We start from the raw sequence: 24,898 nt of genomic DNA on the forward strand, positions 1-24,898 counted from the left end.
ACTACTTGGCTACCTTTTCTTTTCTAAAAATCTATTGAAATGAAAGTTCTTAATCTTATATATATCTTTTTACTCTTTGGTTTGACCGCCTTTGGTCAGCAAAAACCAAATGTTGTAATGATTCTGACAGATGATCAGGGTTATGGAGATTTGGGAGTAACAGGAAATCCTCATATATCTACCCCTAACATTGATCAGTTTGCAAAAGAAAATGTTACTTTAGATCACTTTTTAGTGAATGCTGTTTGTGCACCAACAAGAGCTAGTTTACTGACTGGTAGATACAATTTGGCTACTGGTGTAAACTGGGTGACAAGACGCAAAGAGGTGATGAATGCTGATGAAGTGACATTGGCAGAGTTATTTAAAAGTAACAACTACCAAACCGGTTTATTTGGAAAGTGGCACAACGGTTCTACTTATCCTCACAACCCAGTAGGACAAGGTTTTGATACATTTTTTGGTTTCTGTTCAGGTCACTGGAACAACTACTTTGACACTGAATTAGAAAATGAAAAAGGAGAGTACGAAAAAACGGAAGGGTATATCACAGATGTATTGACAGATAGAGCAATTCAATTTATTGAGAAAAATAAAGGCGAAAACTTCTTCTGTTTTATCCCTTACAATGCACCTCACGCTCCATTCCAAGTAGGAGACGAGTATTACAGTAAATACGAGAAAATGGGGTTGGATGAAAGAACGGCGGCTGTTTACGGTATGTGTGAAAATATCGATGACAACGTAGGTCGTTTGATCGCAAAGCTGAAAGATTTAGGGTTATATGAAAATACAATCTTCATTTATACTACTGATAACGGCCCTAATGGAGAGCGTTACAATGCGGAGATGAGAGGTAAAAAAGCCACAGTTCATGAAGGTGGCGTAAGAGTTCCTTTCTTTATCAAAGCTCCAGGTATGAAGAAAGAAAAAGTAGAACAATTGACAGCGCATATTGATATTTTCCCTACGCTTGCTGAACTTTGTGGCATTACTATTCCTGACTCTTTAAAAATTCATGGTAAAAGCTTAGTGCCTTTGATGAAAGGAAAAGATAAAAACTGGGAAGAAAGAATCATTTACACACACAATCAGCCTTGGCATTTTGAAGAAGCACCTGCAGGAGCCGTAAGAAATGAACAGTACAGATTGGTGATGAGTAAAGACAATGATACAACACTTTATGATATGAACATTGATCCTTCTCAGTTGAAAGACTTAAGTAAATCGAAGCCTGAGGTGGTAAAAGAGATGACTTCTGATTATCATAATTGGTTTATGGAAATGACAAATGGCGGTAAAGAGCCATTAGCAGAGAAAATTGAAGTAGGTCACAAAGAAGCGCCTAAGACAGTGTTAGCCGCTGTTGACGGAACGACTAGAAATAAAGTAAGATACGAAGGAAAAGGCTGGTCGAATGACTGGGCGAAAAACTTCAAAAATAAGAAAGGAGTAATTCAATGGGATATCAAAGTAGTGGAAGATGGAGACTATAGCTTTGATATGTTATATAGCTGTTCTGAAGCGTTTGTTGGGTTTAAATTGATGATTGAAGTTGGAGACAAAATTATCACAAAAGAAATTCAACAAGCCTTCAAAACACAGCAGATTGAAAGTCCTGACAGAGAGGAGCGTACTGAGGTACACGAATTCACTTGGGGCGATATGAAGATGGGAAAACTTCACCTTAAAAAAGGAAAATATAAAGTGAAAGTCAGAGTGAACAATGATATTAATCCAGCGAATGACTTCAGATTGAAAGAAATTGTAATTAACAGCACACAACAATCATAATTGAAATGAAATTAAAGCACTTCACCTTATTATTCAGCTTGCTATTGGGATTCAATATCTCAATGCAAGCTCAGAAGAAACAAAAACCAAATGTCATTATCATTTATATGGATGACATGGGTTATGCAGATTTGAGCTGTTACGATGGCTCATTAAACGAAACGCCGACCATGGATAAAATGGCGGAGCAAGGTACTAAAATGACCAATCTTTATGCAGGGTCAAATATCTGTTCACCTTCCAGAGCAGCATTGCTGACGGGAATGTACCCACCAAGAGCCGGTGTGCCTAGAGTATATTTGGATACGCCAAAAGGTTTGAATTATGAATTGACAACTTTAGCAGAATTATTAAAAGACAATGGGTATGCTACTGCACTTGTCGGAAAATGGCACTTAGGTTATCATGATGAATACCTTCCATTAAATCACGGTTTCGATACATTTTATGGATTACCACACTCTCATGACTTAAAAATCAATGGTGAATTGCATTTTTATGACAATGAGAAAATGATTGAAGTTAATCCAGATCCAGCTCAATTAACCACTCGTTATACTGAAAAAGCAGTAGAGTACATAAAAGCTAAGAAAGATGAACCATTTTTCTTATATTTGGCTCACAACATGCCGCATACGCCATTAGCTGTATCTGACAAACACAAAGGAAAATCAAAAAACGGTTTATACGGTGATGTAATTATGGAAATTGACTGGTCTGTGAGTCAAGTTCTAAAAACAGTGAAAGAGCAAGGTTTAGAAGAGAACACGCTTATCATTGTATCATCTGACAATGGTCCTTCTTTAAAACAAGGGGATCATGCAGGAAACGCAGGTATTTTTAGAGAAGGCAAAGGAACTACCTTTGAAGGTGGTCATAGAGTCCCAGGAATTTTTTACATGCCTGGAACAGTGAAATCACAACAAGTGGATGAAATGGTTTCACAAATTGATATTTACCCTACAATTGCATCGATGATTGGTGCTGATTTACCCGATTATAAAATTGATGGTTTAAATATCTTACCAACACTGAAAGAAGGAGTGAAATCACCAAGAAATGAATTTTTCTACTTCCAAGGTAAAAATGTGGAAGCCTACAGAAAAGGTAATTTCAAAGTTCATAAGCCTCATAAGTATAGAAGTTCGCATCCAGAGAAGGTAGTAATAAATGCAGAGTCTGGTAAATTAAAAGTATTTTCTAAAGAGTTAGAAGCTTCTGTTTTTGACCTTGCAAATGACCCGATTGAATCAAAAAACATTAAATCAAGCAAGGAGGAGATGTACAATAAATACATCAACAGAATGAAGTCTTTTAATAAGAAATTGAAAGGCAACAAGTTTCAACCTGAAATGAAAGAGACTAAATAACACGACAATGAAGAACTTACGCAAAATATTCATCGCTATTGCCCTCTTAATTATAGGTTTAAATAGCTATGCTCAAGATAAGAAAAATGTCATCTTGATCCTGATTGATGACATCGGTGCAGAAGCAGTGGGCTGTTACGGTACGGATGATTATAAGACGCCTAACATTGATAAATTGGCAGAGACGGGGATTAAATTTGAGAATGCTCACTCTACACCAATTTGTACTCCTACAAGGGTGAAAATCATGTCAGGAAAATACAATTCTCATAATTATGAGCAATTCGGTTACCTTCCACAGCATGTAAAAACGTTTGCCAACGCCATCAAAGCGGAAGGTTATGCAACAGCGATTGCTGGTAAGTGGCAATTGAGTTATACAAGAGATACAGAAGATGCTTTACAAGATCCATATCACTTTGGTTTTGATGAGTATTGCCTTTGGAATATCAAGCAAAAAGGTTTACCAAGATTCAAAAATGCGGTTTTGACAAAAAATGGCAAGTCAGTACCGAATGATAATATTTACGGACCAGATGTCATCAATGGTTTTGTGAATGACTTCGTGAAAAAAAATAAGAAAAAGCCCTTCTTCGTGTATTATACAATGATGTTAACGCACGATCCTTTCCAACCCGTACCAGGTATGGCAGAGTACGATACATTGAAAGACTTGTCACTAAACGATCCGAAATACTTCCAAAGTAATGTGGAATATATGGATAAAATGATTGGTCAGATTGTAAAGAACTTAGAGAAAAATAAGCTGAGAGAAAATACAGTGATCATGTTGATTGGAGACAATGGTACTTCATCAAAAGTAGTGACCAACTGGCAGGGACAACAAATCAAAGGAGGTAAAGGAAAGACCATCTACCATGGTACTCACGTTCCTTTCGTAGCCAATTGCCCAGGTTATGTAAAGCCTCATGTGAATGAAAACTTGATTGATCTTACTGATTTTTATCCTACACTTCTAGATTTGACAGGAGCAAAAATGCCTGATACAGAATTACATGGTATCAGTTTCCATGATCAACTGTTAGGGAAAGAACCAAAAGAAGTGCGTCAATTTGTTTTCAATAGTTATTTCGGAAAGAAGACCTATCCAGTAAAACAGTATGCATTTAACACAAAATACAAATACTATTCTACAGGTGAATTTTTTAACTATAGGAAAGACCCTAAGGAAAAGAAAAAACTGGACGTGACTGCGTTATCTGAAAAAGAGAAAAAGCAGTACGACTTCTTAAAAGCAACTGTAGATGAACTGAAAAAACCTGGCGACTTTTCAAATATGAAGAAGAAGAAAAAAGGAGGGAAAGGAAAAGGTAAAGGCGGAAAGAAGCACACAAAATAATAGAAGTTGGGTTAGTCAGATGATAAAATCGGGCTAACCCTACAGATCTAACTTTAATGAAATGAAGATTTTTTTATTACTAATCACCTTACTGATTTCTAATTCATTACTGGCGCAAGTCTTACCAACTACTGTAGGTCATATTGGTGAGAAACCTGTGGTATTAAGAAATGGTGAGCCTGTTCTCTTTAAAGGGATTCAATATTGGGGCTTGGACCATTGGAATGAAGGACATTGGGAAGAAGATATCAAGAACATTAAGAAACTGGGCTTAAATGGTATTCGCCTGAATATAGCTTGGGATCATATTGAAGCCAAAGAGGGTGTTTTTACCTTCGAAAAATTAGATCAATTACTAGATCTGATTGAAGAAAATGACCTGTCTATTGTACTTCAGCTCAATCAATCGGCACATGCTTGGAAGCCTGTTTGGTTTGAACAAAAATATACTTCCAAAGAACTGTTGGTGAAAGATGTGAACGGTAAAAACCAATACGACCGTTTATCATTTTCGTCAGCGCCTTTTAAAAAGCATTATTACAACTATGTAAGAAATACGGTGGCTCACTTGAAAGACCGTCAATCGATCATTGCCTATTCTGTGTATACAGAGCCACATTTTGCGGATAAAGAGCAATGGCTGGACTACAATAAGCACAGCAGAGAAGGCTTTAAAAATTGGTTGAGAGGAAGATATGAATCCATTGAACAATTGAATACCGCTTGGCATACCAACTTCGGTTCTTTTGGGAAAGTGGAGCCTTACAGAGAGGTGCCGAATTCAGATTGGAATCAAATGCCAGATGAGCATAGAAAACAATTTGGAGATTGGAATTTATGGAACTGTGTCGCTAAGGCAGAGTTTATTGGTGGCTTAATAGCGGAGTGTAAAAAGATAGACAAAGAGCATTTGTACATTCAAAATATGATGTGGAAATGGTCTGGTAAATATGGAGCCAATGTGGCATTGGACCCTGAAATCAATTATGCTTATGCTGATATCATTGGTATCAATGTGTACCCTTATGGAAAAAATGCTTATAAAGTAGGTGCTTCGGTCAACTTTATCCGCTCAATGTTCCAAAACACAAAGCCCGTTTGGTTAGGGGAGTTCAGTACCAAAAGTGGTAATGCTACAGAAGAAGAATTGAGTGCAATGCTAGGTGAGGCCTTTAAATTAGGCTGTACTGGTTTTGTTTACTTTACTTATAATGGGCAAGCTGAAAAAGGTGGTGAAGAATACGGCATTGAGCACTACGGGATATTGGATAGAAACAGAAAAAAGAAGGATGCATTTTATGAACTTCAAGACTATCTGAAGCATGAAGTGACAGGAGAAGAAAAAACAATTTTGGAAACACCGATTCCAGAAGCTAAAGTAAATTTTCTTTGGCCACAAATGAATAAAATCTATGCGTACTTATCAGAAGAATTCAATTTTGATATGTATGTATCGGCATTCAATTTAACCAATATGGACAGCGATTTACCTGTGAATGTAATTACTGAAAAGCAGTTGATTCATGGTGAATATGATAAATCACTTCCATTATTAGTGCCTTCTATGCCAATGACCAACAAAAAAGTGGCAGGTGCATTGAAAAAACAGATTAAAAATGAAGGGCTGAATGTATTGATTGCTGGAAGATTTGGGAACTATTATTTCAATAACCAAAAAGAAGTAACAAACAAAGGCAATACTCGATTGGACAGTTATTTAGGCTTAGGTTTTAAATACCTGAAAAAAGGAAATAATAAAGCGAGGTTGAAAATGGAACAGGATTATGGTGAATTAAAAACTAATGATTCAGTGATTCCTAAGTTTGATAAAATCGCAATCACTCAGACAGAAGGTTTAACTCCGCTTGCAAAATGGCCTGATGGTACTATTGCCATGGGATTGCAACCGCTGGGTAAAGGAGAAATTCTTTATGTAGGAAGTCACTTTTTCAAATTCACTTCATCCGCCACAGATTCAGCAAGAGTATTCAATAAAAAGGTACTCCAATCCTTTGTAGAGGAATCCAACAAACGTGATCAAGTTACTTCTTTAAAGCAAGGCAAAAAGAAGAAAAAAAAAAGATTAATAAGACTTGATGATAAGAAATACACTGTTGATCTGATAGGAGAATATACATTTCAAGTTGTCAATTTTGATGGTCGGTTACTAGCTTCGTCATCCGAACCAAGAATGCACAGAGTAATCGACCTCAAAAACTTATCCTCCGGTAAATATCTGATAAAGATTATAACCCATACTGATCAACAAACCGACATCATTGTTGTTCCTTAATGTCCATATCTGACTTAAGAATTTTAAATGAAATGAAAGAATTTTTATTAACAAGAAATACATTTCGTCTGTTTACACTACTAAAATACCTTATCGCTTTACTGTTACTCAATGGAATATTTGGTTATAACGCATTAGCACAGGAAGAGGCAATAATTGAAGGTGTAGTGAAAGATGATATCACCGGTGAAACTTTAATCGGTGCCAGTGTCATCGTGGAAGGGACCAATATTGGTACCACCACTGATTTTGATGGCAAATTTAAAATCATGATGCCCATTTCTACAAAAGTATTAGTAGTGAGATATTTGGGCTATCAATCAAAAGAAATAACTATTTCAACCGGATCACAAATCTCTATTTCCCTCAAACCCAATGTAACTCAAATGGACGAGGTGGTTGTGATCGGTTATGATACTCAGAAAAAAGAAAGTGTAGTAGGCGCCATTGTTCAAACGGCGGGTGATGAACTTTTAAAAACGAGAGGATCCGTAAGTTTGACAAATTCATTAGTTGGTTTAGTGTCAGGTCTTTCTGCCATTCAGACTACAGGCCAACCTGGAGAAAGTGCTGCCGATATTTTTATCCGTGGTAAAGCGTCATGGGTAGACAACTCTCCCTTATTTTTAGTGGATGGTATTGAAAGGGATTATGAAGATATTGATCCTAATGAAATTGAAAGCATTTCAGTATTAAAAGATGCCTCAGCGACAGCCGTTTTTGGTGCAAAAGGTGCCAATGGTGTAATTTTAATTACCACAAAACAAGGAGAAGAAGGCAAACCAAAATTCACTTTTTCAACCAATTTTTCTTTCAAACAGCCTATCTCTGATTTTGAAATGGCGGATAGAGTTTCTGTAATGGAAATGAAAAACCAAGCCTTGAAAAATGATCGAATTTTTGATCCCAATGCCTATTACTCAGAGGAGGATATTAATAACTGGAGAAACAATGTGAATCCTGATTTATATCCTGAAGTCAACTGGTATGATGAATTGGTCAAAGATTATGGTATCACTTCCAATTACAATTTCAACGTAAGTGGTGGTAGTAAGAGAATCAACTATTTTGTGTCTTTAGGCTATGCCAATGATGGGGATATTTTTAAGACAGAACCCAGTGAATATTACAACCCAGGTTTCAGCTATGAGCGCTACAACTACAGAACGAATTTTAATGTAAAAGTAACCAATAGCACGAAGATCAAAATTGGTCTGGCAGGTAGCTTATCATTTAAAAATCAAGCTGGATACGGAAGCAGTAGTGATGATGATTGGGCGAAGTCAGATTTCTTTAAGTTGATTTATTACAAAGCACCGACTTATATTTTCCCTATTCAATATTCTGACGGAAACTTAGGCCATGACGGTGGAGGTTCCAATCCTTATTTACTATTAAATTATAGTGGAGCGCACAGGAACAGAAGAAATGTTCAAGCATCTGATATTCAGTTAACACAAGGACTTGACTTTATCACCAAAGGTTTATCATTGACAGGCAAACTTTCCTACAATACGGCCTTTGATTATAAGCAGACCATATCCAATAAATCAGGAAGAAATTCAGGATTCAATGTTCCTTCTTATCTCTATACACCCACAGACACTTTACGTTTTCCTTCAGATAATTACATCATAGGACCTGTAACAATAGGAAATGAATCGTTGGGTGCTTACAAAAGGAATTTATATTACGAAGCTGCATTAAGGTACAGCCGTCAGTTTGATAAACATACAGTGTCAGCGATGGGATTATTTATGCGTGCGCAAAATATTTCTAGAGTTAATTGGCCTTCTTTTGAAGAAAGCTGGATTGGTAGAGCTACATACGATTATGATCAGCGCTATTTTATAGAAATGAACGGAGCTTATAATGGTTCAGAGAAATTTGCACCAGGCTTACGTTTTGGTTTCTTCCCTTCATTTGCAGGCGGTTGGATTATTTCCAATGAAAAATTCTTTAAAGATACTCGCCTTTATGATGTTGTAGATCTATTGAAAATCAGAGGCTCTTATGGTGAAGTAGGTTATGATAAAGGAGTCAACCGCTGGACTTACTTAGAGACCTATGAAAACGGGGGTAATTTCTATTTTGGGAGTCCACCTTCAAAAGCTTATACCAATAAGGAAGGAAGAGCGGCAAACCCTAATGCTACTTGGGAGAGAGCCATTAAAGCCAATATCGGTATAGAATTACAAATGTTCTCCAACCTTTCATTAGTACTAGACCTTTTCAATGAACACCGCTCGGGCATGTTATTGGAAAGAAAAACGATTCCACCTTGGTTTGGTTTGGATAACCCTTATGAAAATATTGGTGAGACAAAATCACAAGGTTTTGAAGCGACATTAGGCTGGAATAAAAACATTAGAAAAGATTTCAATATTAATGCGAGAGCCATTGCGAGTTTCTCTCAAAATAGAGTGGTGTTCAGAGATGATCCTCATAAAACACCAGATTATTTGAAAGATGCAGGAAAGCCAATCGGTTCTGATTACACATTGAAAACGGATGGGGTCTATCAGGATTGGGATGACGTTTACAACTCTCCAGGTTCAGTTTGGGGACAAGAAAACCGAATTCCAGGCGATATAAAATACGTGGATTACAATGGCGATGGGGTGATCAATGATTTAGATAAAATTGTAGCCGCTTATCAAGACTATCCTATGTTTACTTACTCTTTTCAGTTAGGTTTTACATGGAAAGGATTACAGTTCAGTAGCTTATTTACAGGTGTAAGCGGAGTGCAGAAATCAGTGCCGGATGCCTTGCTTTTTGAGTTTACAAGTGCTGATTACGAACAAGCTAACCCACACAATCTAGATGCTTGGTCTCCTTATAACAGAAGTACAAATGTGCCGATTTTAAGGTCTAATAATACCACCCGTCAGCACAATCAGCAATACAGTGATTACCAATTCCAGAAGGCTGATTATTTACGTTTGAAAAGGGTAGAGTTGAGCTATTTGATAAAAAGTAAAAGCTTGAAAAAGAATACGGGTATTGGAAGTATTATGGTTTACATAGGAGGTAATAACCTATTTACCATTACAGAAATGGATAAAAGATTTGATCCCGAAGCGGCCACCCTTTCTTCTTATCCATTGATTAGAAGTTATAATACAGGTTTAACGGTAAAATTCTAGAATGATGAAGATAAGACTATATATTTTAATCGTACTCTCTTCATTTTTTAGCTCATGTGAGTCTTACCTTGATGGGGTAGAAGAGTCAATTGTGACAGATGAGGATATTTTCTCTAACTTTTCCAACTTTAGAGCCTATTTGGATTATGGTTACAAAGGGTTGTTTAATTATCATTTATACAAACAAAACACGGCCATAAGTACTGTTTCTGATCAGTTCCAATGCCCTAGTAATACAGCTTGGCAAGACTATGCTCAGTATGTTAACACAGGAAATTATGATAACTCAGCAGGTGCATTTGAAGTAGGTTGGGCCAAAGGAAACGGTTATGGTGAAGCTTCTACTTTTTACAATGCCATGACTGCTTTAAGAGTAGCTAACCGCGTGATTATTGAAGCTGAAATTTCTACGGTGCTGACAGAAGGCCAGAGAAAAGATCTTCAAGGGCAAGCCTACTTTTTAAGAGCTTTCTATCATTTTGAACTGATTAAAAGATACGGCGGTATGCACTATATCGATAGGGTATACGAAGTGGATGAAGATCTCGATTTTGAACGCCTTTCTTATGAAGAGACAACACAAAGAATAATTCAAGACTGCGAAGCTGCAATTGATCTATTACCAGATAGTAGATCAGGAATTACATATAGTAGAGCTTCAGCAACGATGGCTCAGTTTCTAAAGGGCATGGCTTTATTATATGATGCAAGCCCAACAATGAACATTTCAAATGGCTATGGCAATCAATACCACGAAGAAAAATGTAGAGTTGCTGCTATCGAGATTGCCAATACAATCGCTAAAGCAGAAAAAGCAGGTTTTACATTAGTAGATGGAAAAACATTTGAAGAATATGCAGAGATTTTTTACAGCAGAAATAATGTGGCTTCAAGCGAATGTATTTTCCCTTATATCCAAAATGGATTTATTGGTTATGGAAGTACTTTAAAGCAATTGTACATCCCTCGTTCATTTGGATTGAGTAATAATAGATATACATTAGCCACGCATAACCTCGTCCGTTCCTTTGAGACCATCAATGGATTGGATATCAATGATGACCCTGAGTATGATCCTCAAAATCCTTATAAAAACAGAGATCCAAGATTAGAATATTCAGTATTGCACCATGGACAGCAACACGGTATTGATGTCAAAGGAAACCCAAGAATTTTAGATTTTTCTTATGATGAAGGTGGTGTTTCAGAAAAAAATGGAGTGGATATCACTGGGGCAGGACCCGATTTAGTGACAGGTTATTATATGAGAAAGTTCTGGCCTGAAACAGCAAACCCATGGCAACAAGACGGTAGCTATTTTATGAACTGGAACTATATGCGTCTTACACAAGCTTACCTTGATTATGCCGAGGCTGTCAATGAAGCTTATGGTCCAATGGGGACAGCAGAAGGAAGCAGTTTAACAGCTGTTGATGCGATCAATAAAGTAAGAGAAAGAGTAGGGATGCCACCTGTTCACACCATGTACACTCAAGATAAAACTACTTTCAGAAAGAGAATTTGGAATGAAAGAAGCGTGGAGCTGAATGGTGAATTCCAAAGATGGTGGGATATGAGAAGATGGCACATTGCTCACCTTTCTGAAAACAGACAGATCAAAGGCATGAAAGTAACCCGCAATAATGAGACGGGCGCTGAACATTACGAAGTGATAGATGTGGTGGGAACAACAAGGGTTTTTGAAGAAAAGCACTATTGGTACCCATGGCCAAGAGATGTGATTTTTATGAGTGAGAAATTTAAACAAAATCCTGGCTGGTAAATCTGAAAAACAATGAAAAAAAGAATTGATACATACAGATCTTGTGGCAAAACAGTGGGGCTAATGGTTTTCTTACTGCTCTCTACACTGGGTTTTGGTCAGAACAGAGATTTTGTAGAAGTAAGTTGTAGAGTTTTAGATGAAAGACATTACCCTATAAAAGGTGCTATCATGACAGTTCCTTTATTAGATGGTTCTGAAGATGTTTTTTATACGGACAGTGATGGTCAGGTAGTCATCACAGGACTTGATGGCGATAAAGTGACTGTGGAAGCAGAGGGGATGAAAACACAGGAATACACGTTGAAAAAATCGGAGAAGAAAAAGGGTTTCTTTTTGAGACCACAACAAGTTCCTTTTGAAAAAGTAGCGTTGGAAGGTGGTTTTCAAGTGCAGAAAAGAGAAACATCTACTTCGTTTTCATCCAAAATAGATGATAAATACTTGAGTCATACTTATGGTTTAAATGTGGGAACAGCCATTACTGGTACAGACCCAAGTTTATTGGTGGAGCAATTGACAAGTAATCCAGGTTGGGATATTTCTAATATGACCATGCGTGGATTAAGTACAACAGGCGACAATGCTCCAGCAGTTTATATTGATGGTTTTGAGAGAAGTATTTATCAGATCAATATTGAAGAAATAGAGTCGATTGAATACTTAAAAGACCTTAGAGCGAAGATATTGGTAGGTCCTTCTGCCATCAATGGAGTGATTTGGATTACAACCAAAAAAGGTGAAGCTGTAAAAAGAAAGATTGATGTAGGGTACGAACAAGGGGTACAAACGCCCACCACAAAACATCATTATTTAGACAGTTACAATTCGGCTTTACTTTACAATGAAGCAAGGAGTAATGATGGCCTTTCTCCCTTTTATTCAAGTGCAGATCTTGAAGGTTTTAAAATGGGAAGTGATTTGATGAGATACCCCAATAACGACTTTTCAAACCTTCTTCTAAAGGATCAAACCACTTATCAAAAAGCCTATGTATCTCTAACAGGAGCGACCAGGAATAGTAAATATGCAGTGAATTTGGGGTATCAAAGACAAGAAGGAATGGTAGCTGAAGGTCCTCAAAATGGATTGGATCGCTTTAATATCAGAGCCAACCTGAAAGCAAGAATGAATAAAGTCATCACCCTCAATGCAAACATTTCTGCCAGAACTGAAATCATCAACAGCAGTACATTGACAGGTCGTGATTTTTACGACATGCTTTCTACGCACCGTCCAAATGAGTATCCTTTGCAAATCCCTGAAAATACAAGTGATATTAATCCCGCAGGATTTGGTGTTTCCCGTTTGATCAATAGAAACATTTATGCAGAAGTAACGGAAAGAGGTTTCGAGAAAGAACAGAGAATTATGGGGCAGACCAACATGGGACTTGATTTCAACTTAAAGAGTATCACGGAAGGCTTATCAGCGGATATTAATGTTGGAATTGATACTTATAATAGCGTCACTTACGGTCAGAAAGCCAATTACAACTCCTTTTTCACTGTTTATCAGTCAGACACTTTATCTTCATTAGTACAGAAAAGTAGAAAAACGGAATTAAGTACTCAAAGTAAATCTTCAGATCATGTGATGAGAAATTACATGATGTACGGAAGATTGAAATACGACAAAACTTTTAAAGAGAAACATCATATTTATCTTCAAGGGATGTACAGTTTTTACCGTCAAGAGATCAAATCTTCGGTACAAGAACCACAAAATATGACCGCTTCATTTTTAGCTTCTTATACTTTCAATAAGAAATATATCGTAGAGGGCATTGTAAGTAATTATGGTACAAACCGCCTGAACAATCAACCTCATCAGCTGAATTATGTGGGGAGTTTAGGATGGGTAATTTCAGAAGAGGCATTTATGTACAATAGCATTTTTGATTACCTCAAACTTAAAGCCAACTACGGGATGATGTCTACGGATCGTTCTTATCTCAATCACAGATTACATGAAAATGTATGGAAACAATCGGGCAATGTGTATTTAGGAAGTAACAACAACACGACCTTGAAAACGACGGACCTTGTGCATACAGGAAGTGAGCATTTGATTTGGGAAAAACAGGAAGAACTGAATGTGGGAATCGAAGGCCGAATCAAAAATAACCTCAGTTTCTACGCTCATTATTTCTATAATTTCAGATACGATATTCCAGAACAGATCTCAAATAAAATGATCAACGGTGAGGTGTTTGCCAGATATGAAAATTATGGTCAGGTGAAGAATGAAGGAGTTGAACTTTCTTTAGATTATAAAAATAAAATCAACCGCTTTAGATATAGAATTGGAGTGGGAGGTATGTACACACAATCTAAAGTGATGGACGGTAACTTCTTGGACTATAATGAGCAATATCAAAATAGAGTTGGAAAGCCTGTGAATGCTATTTATGGTTATGCGTCAAATGGTTTATTTCAGTCGTATGATGAAATCAGAAATCACCCATCGCAGAATTTCGGCACTTTGAGGCCAGGTGATATTAAGTTTGTAGACCAAAATGGTGATGGTGTGATCGATAAATCAGACAAAACAATTATTGGTGATACTTACCCTGATTTTATATTAAACAGCCACATTAAGCTGAATTACAAACATTTTGAACTCTTTGCTCAGTTTTCAGGAGTAATAGGCAGAGAAGTACTTTTAAATAATGCCTACTACTGGAATTACGGTGAAAGCAAATACACTGATGTAGCTTGGGATCGTTGGTCGGAATCAAACCCTAATGGAAGTTACCCAAGGTTAACCACAAAGGAGGCCAACAATAATTTCCAAACTACAGATTTCTGGGTAGAAAATGGTGATTATATAAGATTGGATAATTTACAGTTGACTTATCGTGTACCTGTAAGAAAATGGACCAACAATGTGGTCAGTAATTTCAAGATTTACGCTAGAGGAAACAACCTTTTCACATGGTCAAATCTGAAGAATGTAGACCCATCCAATATCAATTCGGGCTATACGAATTTCCCATTATTGAGATCATATGTACTTGGCGTTCATTTGACTATTTAAATCAAGAAGGAGATGAAGAAAAATATATATTACATACTATTAGGCTTGTTGATCTGTTCTTGCAACAATTATTTGGAAACCAATTTTGATGGTTCTGTTTCAGATGAAAATGTATGGACAAATCCTATCTACGCAGAAGGCGTTTTACTCAATGCCTATGAGGCAATGCCCACTAATTTTGGTTGGGAAAACCATAGTTTGATGGATTGTGCCACAGATAATGCAACCACTAATGATTACGGAAGTCTACTTTATCAAAATGGTACAGGAGGCTGGAGAAGTGACAACAATAATCTAGGGCATTGGGACAGTTGGTACCAGCAGATCGAGTACATTAATTTATGGATCAAATACGGTCAGGACGCCAATTATTATCTTTCTGATCATGTATTGAATGATCAAATCAAAACACGTTTGAATGGTGAAGCTCATTTCTTAAGAGCATGGTATTATTGGAAACTCCTGCAGTCTTATGCTGGTCCTGTTGGCGGTGAAATGATGGGTGTGCCTGTCTATAGAACACCCCTAGAAGGTGATATCCAAAAAGGGAATTCCATCAAAAGAGCGACCTATGAAGAGGTAGTTGATTTTATTCTTGAAGACTGTAATAAAGCCATTGAGTTTCTTCCTGAAGAATATGATGGTAATGATCATGTGGTAGGGCAAGCACATATTGGCAGGGCTACTTCTATAGTGGCAATGGCATTGAAATCAAGAGTTCTTTTATATGCTTCAAGCCCAGCTTTTAATGTAAAAGATTGGTCAGAAGTGGCTAAAGCGTCATTAGAATTACTCTCTAAAACCCGTACTTCTCTACCAAAAATCAGCTGGAATAATCTGGATAATTATTACAACGTCAATAGTCACAATGAAATCATTATGAGAAAATTTGACCGTAATAATAATTTCTTCAAACAAAACTTTCCACCTTCATCCAATGGAGAAGGAAGGACATCGCCTTCACAAAATCTAGCAGAAGCATTTTTCGGAGATGATGGTTATCCTATTGATCACCCCAATAGTAATTACGATCCTCAACATCCATATGATCACCTTTCAAGCCGATATAAAGGGACAATCATGTATAATGGAGCCTCTTTTAAAAACCGTTCAATAGAAACTTTTGTAGGAGGTTTTGATACACAAGCCCAGCATATTAACGCTACAAGAACAGGCTATTATTTAAGGAAATGGATGTCAACTAATGCAACAACTGAAGACTTAGATTCAAGCGTTGGTTTGCATTACTATGCACTTTTCAGATTTGGTGAAATATTCCTTAACCTTGCCGAAAGTGCCAATGAGTGGGTAGGACCGGATGTCCCTGTTTCTTTTGGAGGAGTAACAATGAGTGCCAAAGAAGCTATCATTGAAATCAGAAGAAGAGCCAATATAAAAGATACACAATATGTGGAAGAAATAGCTTCGATGGGAAAGGACGCTTTCAGAGAACTGATTCATAGAGAAAGAAGAGTAGAACTTTGTTTTGAAGGACATCGCTTCTGGGATTTGAGAAGATGGAATGCTCCATTGAGTACAACAATAAAAGGAGTAAGAATTGTAAAAAATGAAGAAGGTGAATTTCAATACGATTATCCAAATGTAGAGGAAAGACACTTCAGCGAGCATATGTGCTATGGACCTATACCCTTTAATCAAATGGTATTGGGTTTAGAACAAAATGATGGATGGTAAATAATAGAATGATGAAAAAGATAGTAAATTATATTTTAGCCGTAGTACTTTTTTCAAGCTGTACTTACGAAGATTACTTAAATGATTTTGATACAACAACTGTATATTTTTCCTTCCAAAACCCTGTCCGTACTTTGATAGTAGATGAGTATGAATACATCAAACTAGGGGTAGCTTTAGGAGGAAAAAGGGAAAATAAACAAAACGAGTGGGCAAAGTTTGAGGTAGATTCAGAACTACTTCAGAACACTCGCTTTAAGCTATTGCCAAGTGATGTTTACACTTTAAGTAATACAGAAGAAATCGTGATTCCAGAAGGAAAAATGCAAGGTGATGTCACCGTCAATTTCGATATGGACAAATTAACGTCAATGAGTGAGCCTTACACCAATTATGCATTGCCGGTACGAATAACAAGTACTTCATTAGATCAAGTACACGCTGAAAAAGACTATACGATTATTGCTTTCAAATACATTGCTCACCTCGATGGTACATGGTATCATAAAGGAACAACAAAAGCAATCAACCTCAATACGGATTCAACTTGGACAAGAATCTATTCTAAACCAACATTGGAGAAAAACCAATCGTGGACGTTGAATACAAAAACAAGTCAAATGGTGGAAACCAACGGTATCAGTTATTTAAGTGGCAAAATGGAAATTGACCAACAAGCAGAAGAAATTTTCATCACAGCCGAAGAGGAAGAGAATTTCCATTCTAAATCAGCAAGCATGTCAGCAGACAAAAAAGAACTCTACTTATCCTACTCATTCCAAAGAGATAGTATTGTTTATGAAGCCACTGACACGCTGATTTTCGCAACAAGAAACATCGTTTTCGAAACGTGGTAATATATATTTTGTGGACTATTTATGGAGCTCTCAACAGTGTTTTTGCTGTTGGGAGCTTTTTTGCTATTTTTAAAATAGTATTACAAAAAAATGAGATTTTTAATCATGAAAAGCCCCGTGCAAATTATAAAAAGAGTGTATTACCTTTGGAAGTTTCATGGAATGTACCTGAATGCTATCAATTTAAAAAAAGGAGATATTATAGATTCATGTCAATTACTTGAAGAATCTATAAGTCTAATACATAAATACGATTTGCCGTTTGAGAAAGAGAAGCTTGAAATCTATTACAATGCATATTCATTTCACTTGCAAAGTAATAATAGAGCTAAAGCTCTTCAGTACATAGAATTATGCCTTCAAATTGAAGCCTCTAATGTAAAATATTTTCTAGCCAGAGGAATAATACATTACCTTGATAAAAACTACATAAAAGCAGAAAGCGATTTTCTTCACTCTTTATTCCTTCAAAATGATAACAGTTTAGCACTTTATCATTTATCAAGAACTTCTTTAAAATTAGAAAAATACGGTAAAGCCCTAAATATTATAAATAGAAGTATTGAGCTAAATCCAAATTATCCTATGGCTATGTTAATAAGGTCTTTTTGTTTATTTCATGATCATAAATTTAATAAAGCAGAGGAGTTGTATAAAGATTTAATAACCATCAATAGCTTAAAATGGATTAAACTAATGAAAAACCTTAAAGGAGAAGAACAGTTTAATAAAGAGTTTTGGATTGAAAATCTTGTTCAAGAGACAAATCAGAAAAGATTCCTTGAGATAATCAATAAAATTGAAAATATTTTTGTTATACAGCCACTTTTATTAAAAGGGTTTCATTATACAGCAAAACAGGAATATGATCGTGCTTTAATCGAGTTAAACAGTGTAATTAGTTTGGACCCCAATATACGTTCAATTTATACTCTTATGGGTTATATAAAGCATTTACAAAATGATTTTGAGTCTAGTGAAACCTTTCTCAAAAAGGCTTTTGAAATGGGGGATACTGATGCAAAGAGTGCCTTAATAGAAAAGAAAATTGAGGAATTGTATAAAAAAATAAATTATACGCAGACCTTATTTTAAAAAGTCAAAACCAAATTGTTATTTTTAAAAAAGAAACTACAGCAACAATAAAATCAATAATTATATGCAAACTCAAAATCCCGCTCTTCAACAGTTTTTCTTTGGTTCAGATCTTTTCTACACAATTCTTATTTTAATAATAGTCGGTATTATTGGTGGTATCATTAATTATTATCACGAATTCCCAAGCCAAGAAGATAAACAGCAAACCTTGCTTCAGTGCCTATTCTTGGGAGTAGGTGCTTCTTTGATGATTCCTTTGTTTTTGAAGTTCACTTCTTTCAATTTCAAGCCGGAAACTGCCACAACTGAAGAGTTTTTAGAACTGATAGGACTTTGTCTAATCGCAAGTATTTTTGCAAGAAGATTTATTACATCAATAGGTGATAAAGTATTGATGGAGCAACTGAAGAAGAAAATTAGCAATATTGAGGAGGGTGTAGAAGAGATTGTTACGGAAGGTTATGATGAAAAATCCAACGAATTCAAGAAAGAAGATTTTATAGAAATTGACGGAAATGAATTGGCTGTATTAGAAGCGATGAAAAATAAACTTCCTCAAAAAAGAAGAAAAGTAGAGGGTTTGATGGAAGATACAAGCCTTTGTGAGCAAGATGCGGTCAGTAGTCTTGAAGCATTAAAAAAAGACGGATATGTAGACCATTTAATAGTGAATGATATGGACCGTTGGGAAATCACTAAAAAGGGAAGGAACTATTTTCACTTTTTCTAATCCTAGGTTTTAAATTAATTTACTTCTTCACGTTTTAATGAAATGTCATTACTACAGAAAAATAGGTGTGCCTAGTTTAAGTGAGTGGTGTGTAATGTAGTGATGTAATTGGTAATGCATTTTTTATTGTGTATTTGGTGTTTATATTTAAATATATTTTCATCAATTTACATTCAAAAATGCTACTAGATAAAAATGAGAGTCCCTACTGTGACAAGTATAAAAAAGACCTATATATCCAAAGATTTATAATAGGCATTCTAGGTATGTTGATGCCTTTCCTACTTTATGGTTTTTTTAATTTTACCTTTCTAGATTCCTTCAGTCAGTATTATTATACCAGGTCTGCGGTGTTTTTTATTATCACCGTTTCAACTTTTTCTATTTTGTTAATTTCTTACCAAGGTTATGAAAAAACAGAAAATGAAAAAGTGAGCGATAATAGGTTAACATCAATTGCGGGAATTATGGGGCTAATTGTGGTCTTAGTACCCACAAAAGCAATCAGTCCATTGATTAATCCAGCTACAGTTTATGCATTATTTGGTCATAGTTGTAATGACATCAAACTTTGGATACACAACATTGCGGCAATAGCTTTTATGAGTTTAGTAGGCGGTGTGTCTTATTTTAAATTCTCCAAAGTAGATGATAAAGAAAGGAACAAGAAAAAGAATCAAATCTATAAGTTTTTCGCAATCGTAATATGGGTATCAGTTGGTTTTATATTGATCTGTTTCATTTATTATAGTGTAACACAGAAATCATTAGTTGAGAATTATGTCTTTTGGGGAGAATTTGTGGCAATTGAGTTTTTTGCATTCTCATGGATTAAAAAATCACATATTCTGACTTTAAATAGGAAATAAAGCCTTGACATTGATAAGGAAAACAAGTTTGATAAATGGTCTATCTTACTTGTTTTCACTTATTATCTTAATTAAGTGCTAATAACCTTTGTCCACTTTTTAAGAATGTTAAACCTCTTTCTTTAGAAAATAATAAAGCTCACATTCGTAATGAGTAATGTTATTACGAAAAAGATTACTTACTAAAACCAAATAGAATTCTTAACCCTTTCAAATCATTGATAATAAGAGATGCTTTATTATTGGTGAGCAAAATCTCATGATTTATTTACCACAGATTTCAAAAACAAGAAGTAATAGTTATGGCTATTTTTTCTTGATCCTATTATTATTTTATTGCAATTCCCTTTTCGCACAACAGGAAAAAGGTATGACAGCTGTAAGGTCAACCTTATACAATTTCTCCTATATCGATTTCAATATGGATTTTTATAAGTTTGCTTCTGATCAATACCTTTTATCTCATACAGCCAATGGAACTTTAAAACTCAGTGCTCAAAGCTTCTTGAACATGGAGTATAATTTCTCCAATTCATGGCAAGACAATTCCTCATTTATGACAATGGGAGATTTCAGTGTGACTTATACAAGGAACTTTTATTCCAAGAATTATCAAAAAGGTGGTTTTCAAGGTGTGGCGTCTTCATTAAAAGCAATTTTACCCACAGGGAAAAGTAAGTACCTCAGTGGTTTTGATAATTGGATTTTGGAACCATCCGTTTATTTTGGATGGAAGCTTCACAATCATAAGAATTACATAGTATCAAAATTCAGATTAAATTTTCCTCTTGCAACACTTCCCGATGCTACTCCATCAATTCCTTTTGGAAGATACGAGGCTACTTTTGGATATGAAGATCAAAATCTTTGGATAGCAAGCACAATTGATAATAGGCTGACATTGGATTATTGGGAATATAACTTATTGCATAAATTTGAACTAGGGGTGAAACTAGATAAGACAAATGGAGTTTTTGGTTCAACAACAAATAGAATTATAGGAGATGGGTTTTATGAATATTATATCAATTTTGGTTATTATAAAGTGATTTAATGCACTGTAAACACAGTTTACAGTGCATTAATATCATAAGCTATTAGAAGCGGTATAAAATACTCACTTGACCAATTCCGCTATTGAAACCCCAGTCATATCTTGAGATATCATACGTCTGCTCATAGTTAGCATTATATGTATTTACATTAAGGTATTCCTGTATTTCATTGTCTGAAGAATATGTTTTATCAGTTTTTTCACCAGAAGTAAACATAAAGGCAGGATTAATTTCCAAACCAAAAACTAGTTTCTCTTTTACGACATAATTAACACCCAAAACCAGTTGAATGCCCACACTATTTGTGACTTCTATGTTTTCGCTTCTACTTTCAATAATAGTTGGAGAGGTGAGTTGACCGTTATTATCATAATTCCAGTCATAATAATACCCTTGACTCTTAAATTCATTAGAGTTGTAAGCATATCTTACATCAAGACCATACCTAAACTCCAATTGATTACCGATCGATTTACGAAACTCTCTACCAATTGCTAGGCTGACAGAAAGACTTGAGCCATCTCTTGAGACACTGTCTGCTTTCATGTCGTTGGAAGAACCGAATGCCGCTAAGGACGTAAAGCGCCACATTCCATTAGAGTTACCAGTTCTATAGGTAATACCAAAAGAGTTGAAGTCATTGAAAACAGCACCCACTTCTTTTTGCTTTTCTTGGGCGAATAAAGTAGTTGAAGACATTACTACAAGAATAATAATTACTAGGTTTTTCATTACTTAGTTTGTTTAAAGTGAATAATGATTGAAAGTATTACACTTTAATTTTTCATCTTTCTATTGAGATAAAAAAGCTATTTTCTGTAGTGATGTACTATTGACGTACCCTTGAAATGGATAAAAGTAGTTGTTTAAAATATTTTAATCTAAACCTTAAAATTTCCCTTAAGACGATAAAAATGGGATAAAATTGTTTTAAGTGAAATTTAACTTAAAACTTATAACCAATTAAGTATACCTAATTGTCGAACATTGATATCAAATCTGATAATATTGTTTGACGCATTGTTAATATGAAATGCAAAAGAACACCTCGGTAAAATCAAAGAACACGAAAGTAAAAGCAAGAAGTTTTTAGGTCCGTTTATACAATCAACTATCAGGAAAACTGATGGAATAGTTGTTTACAAATTGTAGAATAGATGAAAAAGATTTCCTTACTTATTTTAGCAACTTTAATCTCTTTCGGAGGTTTTGCTCAAAAGAAAAAATCAAACAAGAAACAGCCCAACATCTTGGTGATTTGGGGTGATGATATTGGCTACTGGAATATCTCTGCTTATAACAGAGGTATGATGGGATACAGAACACCAAACATTGATAGAATCGCTAGCGAAGGTGCAATTTTTACAGATCAATATGCACAGCAATCATGTACAGCAGGCCGTTCGGCTTTTGCTTTAGGTCAGCACCCTTTCCGTACAGGACTTTTAACGATCGGTATGCCTGGTACAGATCATGGTATTCCTGATTGGGCACCCACAATTGGTGATGTTTTAAAAGAAAAAGGATACACGACGGGACAGTTTGGTAAAAACCACTTGGGGGATCAGGATAAGCATCTTCCAACTAATCACGGTTTCGATGAGTTTTTTGGAAACTTATACCACCTAAATGCTGAAGAGGAGCCAGAAACAGAATCTTACCCTAAGGATCCAGAGTTTAGAAAGAAATGGGGCCCAAGAGGAGTGATTCATTCTTATGCAGACGGTAGAATTTCAGATACAGGTCCATTGACAAGAAAGCGTATGGAGACTGTGGATGATGAGTTTTTAGCCGCTTCCGTGAAGTTTATCGAAAATGCAGTGGAAAAGGATGAGCCTTTCTTTGTTTGGTTCAACTCTTCAAGAATGCACTTGCATACACGTTTGAAACCCGAATCTGTTGGAGTAACAGGTAAAGGTCTTTATCCAGACGGTATGGCTGAACACGATCTGCAAGTGGGAACTTTATTAGATCTTTTAGATGAGCTGGGGATTGATGATAACACGATCGTCATTTACTCTACAGACAATGGTGCTGAGAAATTTACATGGCCTGACGGTGGTAGTTCGCCTTTCCATGGAGAAAAAGGAACTACATACGAAGGTGGTATGAGAGTGCCACAAGTGGTAAAATGGCCAGGTGTTATTGAGGCAGGAACTGAAATCAACGAAATCATGTCTCATGAAGACTGGTTGCCAACTTTAGCGGCAGCAGCAGGTTATGATGATGTAGTTGCAGATGCTAAGAAAGGTTTTGAAGCCAATGGTAAAGAATGGAGAGTACATTTAGATGGTTACAATTTTATGCCTTATTTCCAAGGAAAAGAGGAGGAAGGCCCTCGTCATGAGATCTACTACTTTGCTCAGAATGGTAAGTTTGATGCGATCAGAATTGATGATCTGAAAATCTCATTCACACAGTCAGAAGGAAACTTCCGTACTGCTGTACGTCAAAGTTCTACATGGCCTACAGTGTCTAACTTAAGATCAGATCCTTTTGAAACTGCTAAGTTTGAATCAGAAATGTATTTCCGTTGGTTGGTAGATCAAATGTGGGTGATGGTGCCTGCAGGTGCAAAAGTAAAAGAATTCTTAGGTACTATGGAAGGTTACCCATTCCAAATGGGCTTCCAGATTGATGTTTCAAACCTTGGTTATGAGACTTTCAGAATGAAAAAATTCATGACTGACTTGGAAGAAATGAAAAAGCAATTCGATAAGAAATAGTCTTTTTTTATTAAATTCGTTAGTACACATACGTCAAACCTACTGCCAATTTGGTAGTAGGTTTTCATCATTAAGCATTAAGAAATGAACATTCCTCATATAGAGTTACAAGAAGGAAGTATCCATGATTTAATTCTTCAATTACAAGAAAAATATGGTGGAGAAATTAAAGATCAGCATTACCGTCTTTCTCATGATTTGATGGATTTGGAGGTTAGATATTTCAGGATGACTGATGGAATAGAAATTACCTTGAATACTGTAACTTTTCATCAAGACCATAAGTTGACAATTTATGGCAATAATGAAGTTAATAGACATTTATGCTTTCGTTTCTCTTATCAAGGTGATCTAATGAGAGGACACCTTAAGGATGAAACTAAAGTGGAATTGTCTGAAGGGATGGCCATTTTTGATACTGCTTTAACTTTTGATGTATTGATGAGAAAAGGACAGGTGCACCAATGGTTGGGAGTGAGAACTTCTACCAAAGTGATGGAAAGTAGTTTTTTAATGTTTTCAGATTATTTTGGGGATGTTTTTAATACAGAAAAAACATGGATGATTTACGATCATATGCCCTTGGAAATCAATTTACTCTTGAAAGAACTTTTTGACCTCAAAAAATTAAATAAACCTGTTCCTGTTGAGAATTCTCTTATTATTGCAAGAGCAAGTGAAATCATTGGTGTTTTTTATGAAAGAATATTAAGTAGGAAAATCACAAAGGAAAAATTTCTTCATCAAAATGATCTAGAAGCTTTATTTAAAATAAAAGATGATATTTTGAGTACTTATGAACTGCCCCCATCTTTAGAAGAAATTGCAGACCAATATGGTTTTTCAGTCTCCAAATTGAGAAGGGATTTTAATAATGTTTTTGGAACTTCCATCCATCGTTTTCATCAAAACTACAGGTTGGAACAAGCTAAAATCAGTCTTGCAGCCAACAACTTAACAGTTACCGAAATATCAAGAAAATACGGCTATAAATCTATTGCTAAGTTTTCATATGCTTTTAAAAAGAAATTTGGGAAGTCACCCAGCGATTTTCAAAGTTAAGCCCAAAAATAACCCATA

At 35.7% G+C, this 24,898-nt stretch carries 16 protein-coding genes; 15 read left to right on the forward strand and 1 reads right to left on the reverse strand.

The window, feature by feature from the left end; translation table 11 throughout:
* The first annotated feature begins 39 nt into the window (after positions 1-39).
* The 13 genes from AVL50_RS28365 to AVL50_RS28425 all read left to right on the forward strand — a co-directional run bounded on the left by AVL50_RS28365 (position 40) and on the right by AVL50_RS28425 (position 21,091).
* On the forward strand, positions 40-1,794 hold the full coding sequence (locus AVL50_RS28365) for an arylsulfatase (RefSeq protein WP_062620739.1): 1,755 nt from the start codon (positions 40-42) through the stop codon (positions 1,792-1,794).
* 5 nt (positions 1,795-1,799) lie between these two features.
* Positions 1,800-3,164, forward strand: a complete 1,365-nt coding sequence (locus AVL50_RS28370) for a sulfatase (protein WP_082796044.1) — start codon at positions 1,800-1,802, stop codon at positions 3,162-3,164.
* Positions 3,165-3,171: 7 nt separating this feature from the next.
* Positions 3,172-4,524 carry a sulfatase-like hydrolase/transferase gene (locus AVL50_RS28375; protein WP_062620742.1) on the forward strand — a complete coding sequence of 451 codons (1,353 nt, stop codon included), beginning with the start codon at positions 3,172-3,174 and terminating at the stop codon, positions 4,522-4,524.
* A 61-nt stretch (positions 4,525-4,585) separates the two neighbouring features.
* A complete protein-coding gene (locus AVL50_RS28380; RefSeq protein ID WP_062620744.1) occupies positions 4,586-6,817 on the forward strand; it encodes a beta-galactosidase in 2,232 nt (743 codons plus the stop codon).
* A 32-nt stretch (positions 6,818-6,849) separates the two neighbouring features.
* Entirely contained in the window at positions 6,850-9,966 is a 3,117-nt protein-coding gene (locus AVL50_RS28385) for a TonB-dependent receptor (RefSeq protein ID WP_063850988.1), read from the forward strand.
* Between the two features lies 1 nt (position 9,967).
* Entirely contained in the window at positions 9,968-11,749 is a 1,782-nt protein-coding gene (locus tag AVL50_RS28390) for a RagB/SusD family nutrient uptake outer membrane protein (protein ID WP_062620747.1), read from the forward strand.
* Positions 11,750-11,761: 12 nt separating this feature from the next.
* A complete protein-coding gene (locus AVL50_RS28395) occupies positions 11,762-14,788 on the forward strand; it encodes a SusC/RagA family TonB-linked outer membrane protein (RefSeq protein WP_062620750.1) in 3,027 nt (1,008 codons plus the stop codon).
* A gap of 12 nt (positions 14,789-14,800) precedes the next feature.
* Positions 14,801-16,483 (forward strand): RagB/SusD family nutrient uptake outer membrane protein, encoded by a 1,683-nt coding sequence (locus AVL50_RS28400; protein ID WP_082796045.1) that lies wholly within the window; start codon positions 14,801-14,803, stop codon positions 16,481-16,483.
* Between the two features lie 11 nt (positions 16,484-16,494).
* Positions 16,495-17,340 carry a DUF1735 domain-containing protein gene (locus AVL50_RS28405; protein ID WP_172826945.1) on the forward strand — a complete coding sequence of 282 codons (846 nt, stop codon included), beginning with the start codon at positions 16,495-16,497 and terminating at the stop codon, positions 17,338-17,340.
* A 90-nt stretch (positions 17,341-17,430) separates the two neighbouring features.
* Positions 17,431-18,435, forward strand: coding sequence for a lipopolysaccharide assembly protein LapB (locus AVL50_RS28410; protein ID WP_062620755.1), 1,005 nt, complete (start codon positions 17,431-17,433; stop codon positions 18,433-18,435).
* A gap of 64 nt (positions 18,436-18,499) precedes the next feature.
* Positions 18,500-19,168, forward strand: coding sequence for a YEATS-associated helix-containing protein (locus AVL50_RS28415; protein WP_062620757.1), 669 nt, complete (start codon positions 18,500-18,502; stop codon positions 19,166-19,168).
* 179 nt (positions 19,169-19,347) lie between these two features.
* Positions 19,348-20,037, forward strand: coding sequence for a hypothetical protein (locus tag AVL50_RS28420; protein ID WP_062620758.1), 690 nt, complete (start codon positions 19,348-19,350; stop codon positions 20,035-20,037).
* 259 nt (positions 20,038-20,296) lie between these two features.
* Positions 20,297-21,091, forward strand: a complete 795-nt coding sequence (locus AVL50_RS28425; RefSeq protein ID WP_157491646.1) for a hypothetical protein — start codon at positions 20,297-20,299, stop codon at positions 21,089-21,091.
* Positions 21,092-21,134: 43 nt separating this feature from the next.
* On the opposite strand, the gene AVL50_RS28430 is transcribed toward AVL50_RS28425, so the two are convergent.
* On the reverse strand, positions 21,135-21,824 hold the full coding sequence (locus AVL50_RS28430) for a hypothetical protein (protein WP_062620762.1): 690 nt from the start codon (positions 21,822-21,824) through the stop codon (positions 21,135-21,137).
* 425 nt (positions 21,825-22,249) lie between these two features.
* Between AVL50_RS28430 and AVL50_RS28435 the strand changes: the two genes are divergently transcribed.
* Positions 22,250-23,818 carry an arylsulfatase gene (locus AVL50_RS28435; RefSeq protein WP_062620764.1) on the forward strand — a complete coding sequence of 523 codons (1,569 nt, stop codon included), beginning with the start codon at positions 22,250-22,252 and terminating at the stop codon, positions 23,816-23,818.
* A gap of 84 nt (positions 23,819-23,902) precedes the next feature.
* The gene (locus tag AVL50_RS28440; protein ID WP_062620765.1) at positions 23,903-24,880 is read left to right on the forward strand and encodes a helix-turn-helix transcriptional regulator; all 978 of its coding nucleotides are present in this window, start codon (positions 23,903-23,905) and stop codon (positions 24,878-24,880) included.
* Positions 24,881-24,898 lie beyond the last annotated feature (18 nt).

Source organism: Flammeovirga sp. SJP92, from assembly GCF_001583495.1.
Taxonomy (GTDB): Bacteria; Bacteroidota; Bacteroidia; order Cytophagales; family Flammeovirgaceae; genus Flammeovirga.

Coding starts and splice junctions, on each gene's coding strand:
- AVL50_RS28370 (WP_082796044.1), top strand. CDS start 1,800: ATGAAATTAAAGCACTTCACCTTATTATTCAGCTTGCTATTGGGATTC.
- AVL50_RS28400 (WP_082796045.1), top strand. CDS start 14,801: ATGAAGAAAAATATATATTACATACTATTAGGCTTGTTGATCTGTTCT.
- AVL50_RS28405 (WP_172826945.1), top strand. CDS start 16,495: ATGAAAAAGATAGTAAATTATATTTTAGCCGTAGTACTTTTTTCAAGC.
- AVL50_RS28395 (WP_062620750.1), top strand. CDS start 11,762: ATGAAAAAAAGAATTGATACATACAGATCTTGTGGCAAAACAGTGGGG.
- AVL50_RS28410 (WP_062620755.1), top strand. CDS start 17,431: ATGAGATTTTTAATCATGAAAAGCCCCGTGCAAATTATAAAAAGAGTG.
- AVL50_RS28365 (WP_062620739.1), top strand. CDS start 40: ATGAAAGTTCTTAATCTTATATATATCTTTTTACTCTTTGGTTTGACC.
- AVL50_RS28435 (WP_062620764.1), top strand. CDS start 22,250: ATGAAAAAGATTTCCTTACTTATTTTAGCAACTTTAATCTCTTTCGGA.
- AVL50_RS28440 (WP_062620765.1), top strand. CDS start 23,903: ATGAACATTCCTCATATAGAGTTACAAGAAGGAAGTATCCATGATTTA.
- AVL50_RS28430 (WP_062620762.1), bottom strand. CDS start 21,824: ATGAAAAACCTAGTAATTATTATTCTTGTAGTAATGTCTTCAACTACT.
- AVL50_RS28415 (WP_062620757.1), top strand. CDS start 18,500: ATGCAAACTCAAAATCCCGCTCTTCAACAGTTTTTCTTTGGTTCAGAT.
- AVL50_RS28385 (WP_063850988.1), top strand. CDS start 6,850: ATGAAAGAATTTTTATTAACAAGAAATACATTTCGTCTGTTTACACTA.
- AVL50_RS28425 (WP_157491646.1), top strand. CDS start 20,297: ATGATTTATTTACCACAGATTTCAAAAACAAGAAGTAATAGTTATGGC.
- AVL50_RS28390 (WP_062620747.1), top strand. CDS start 9,968: ATGATGAAGATAAGACTATATATTTTAATCGTACTCTCTTCATTTTTT.
- AVL50_RS28420 (WP_062620758.1), top strand. CDS start 19,348: ATGCTACTAGATAAAAATGAGAGTCCCTACTGTGACAAGTATAAAAAA.
- AVL50_RS28380 (WP_062620744.1), top strand. CDS start 4,586: ATGAAGATTTTTTTATTACTAATCACCTTACTGATTTCTAATTCATTA.
- AVL50_RS28375 (WP_062620742.1), top strand. CDS start 3,172: ATGAAGAACTTACGCAAAATATTCATCGCTATTGCCCTCTTAATTATA.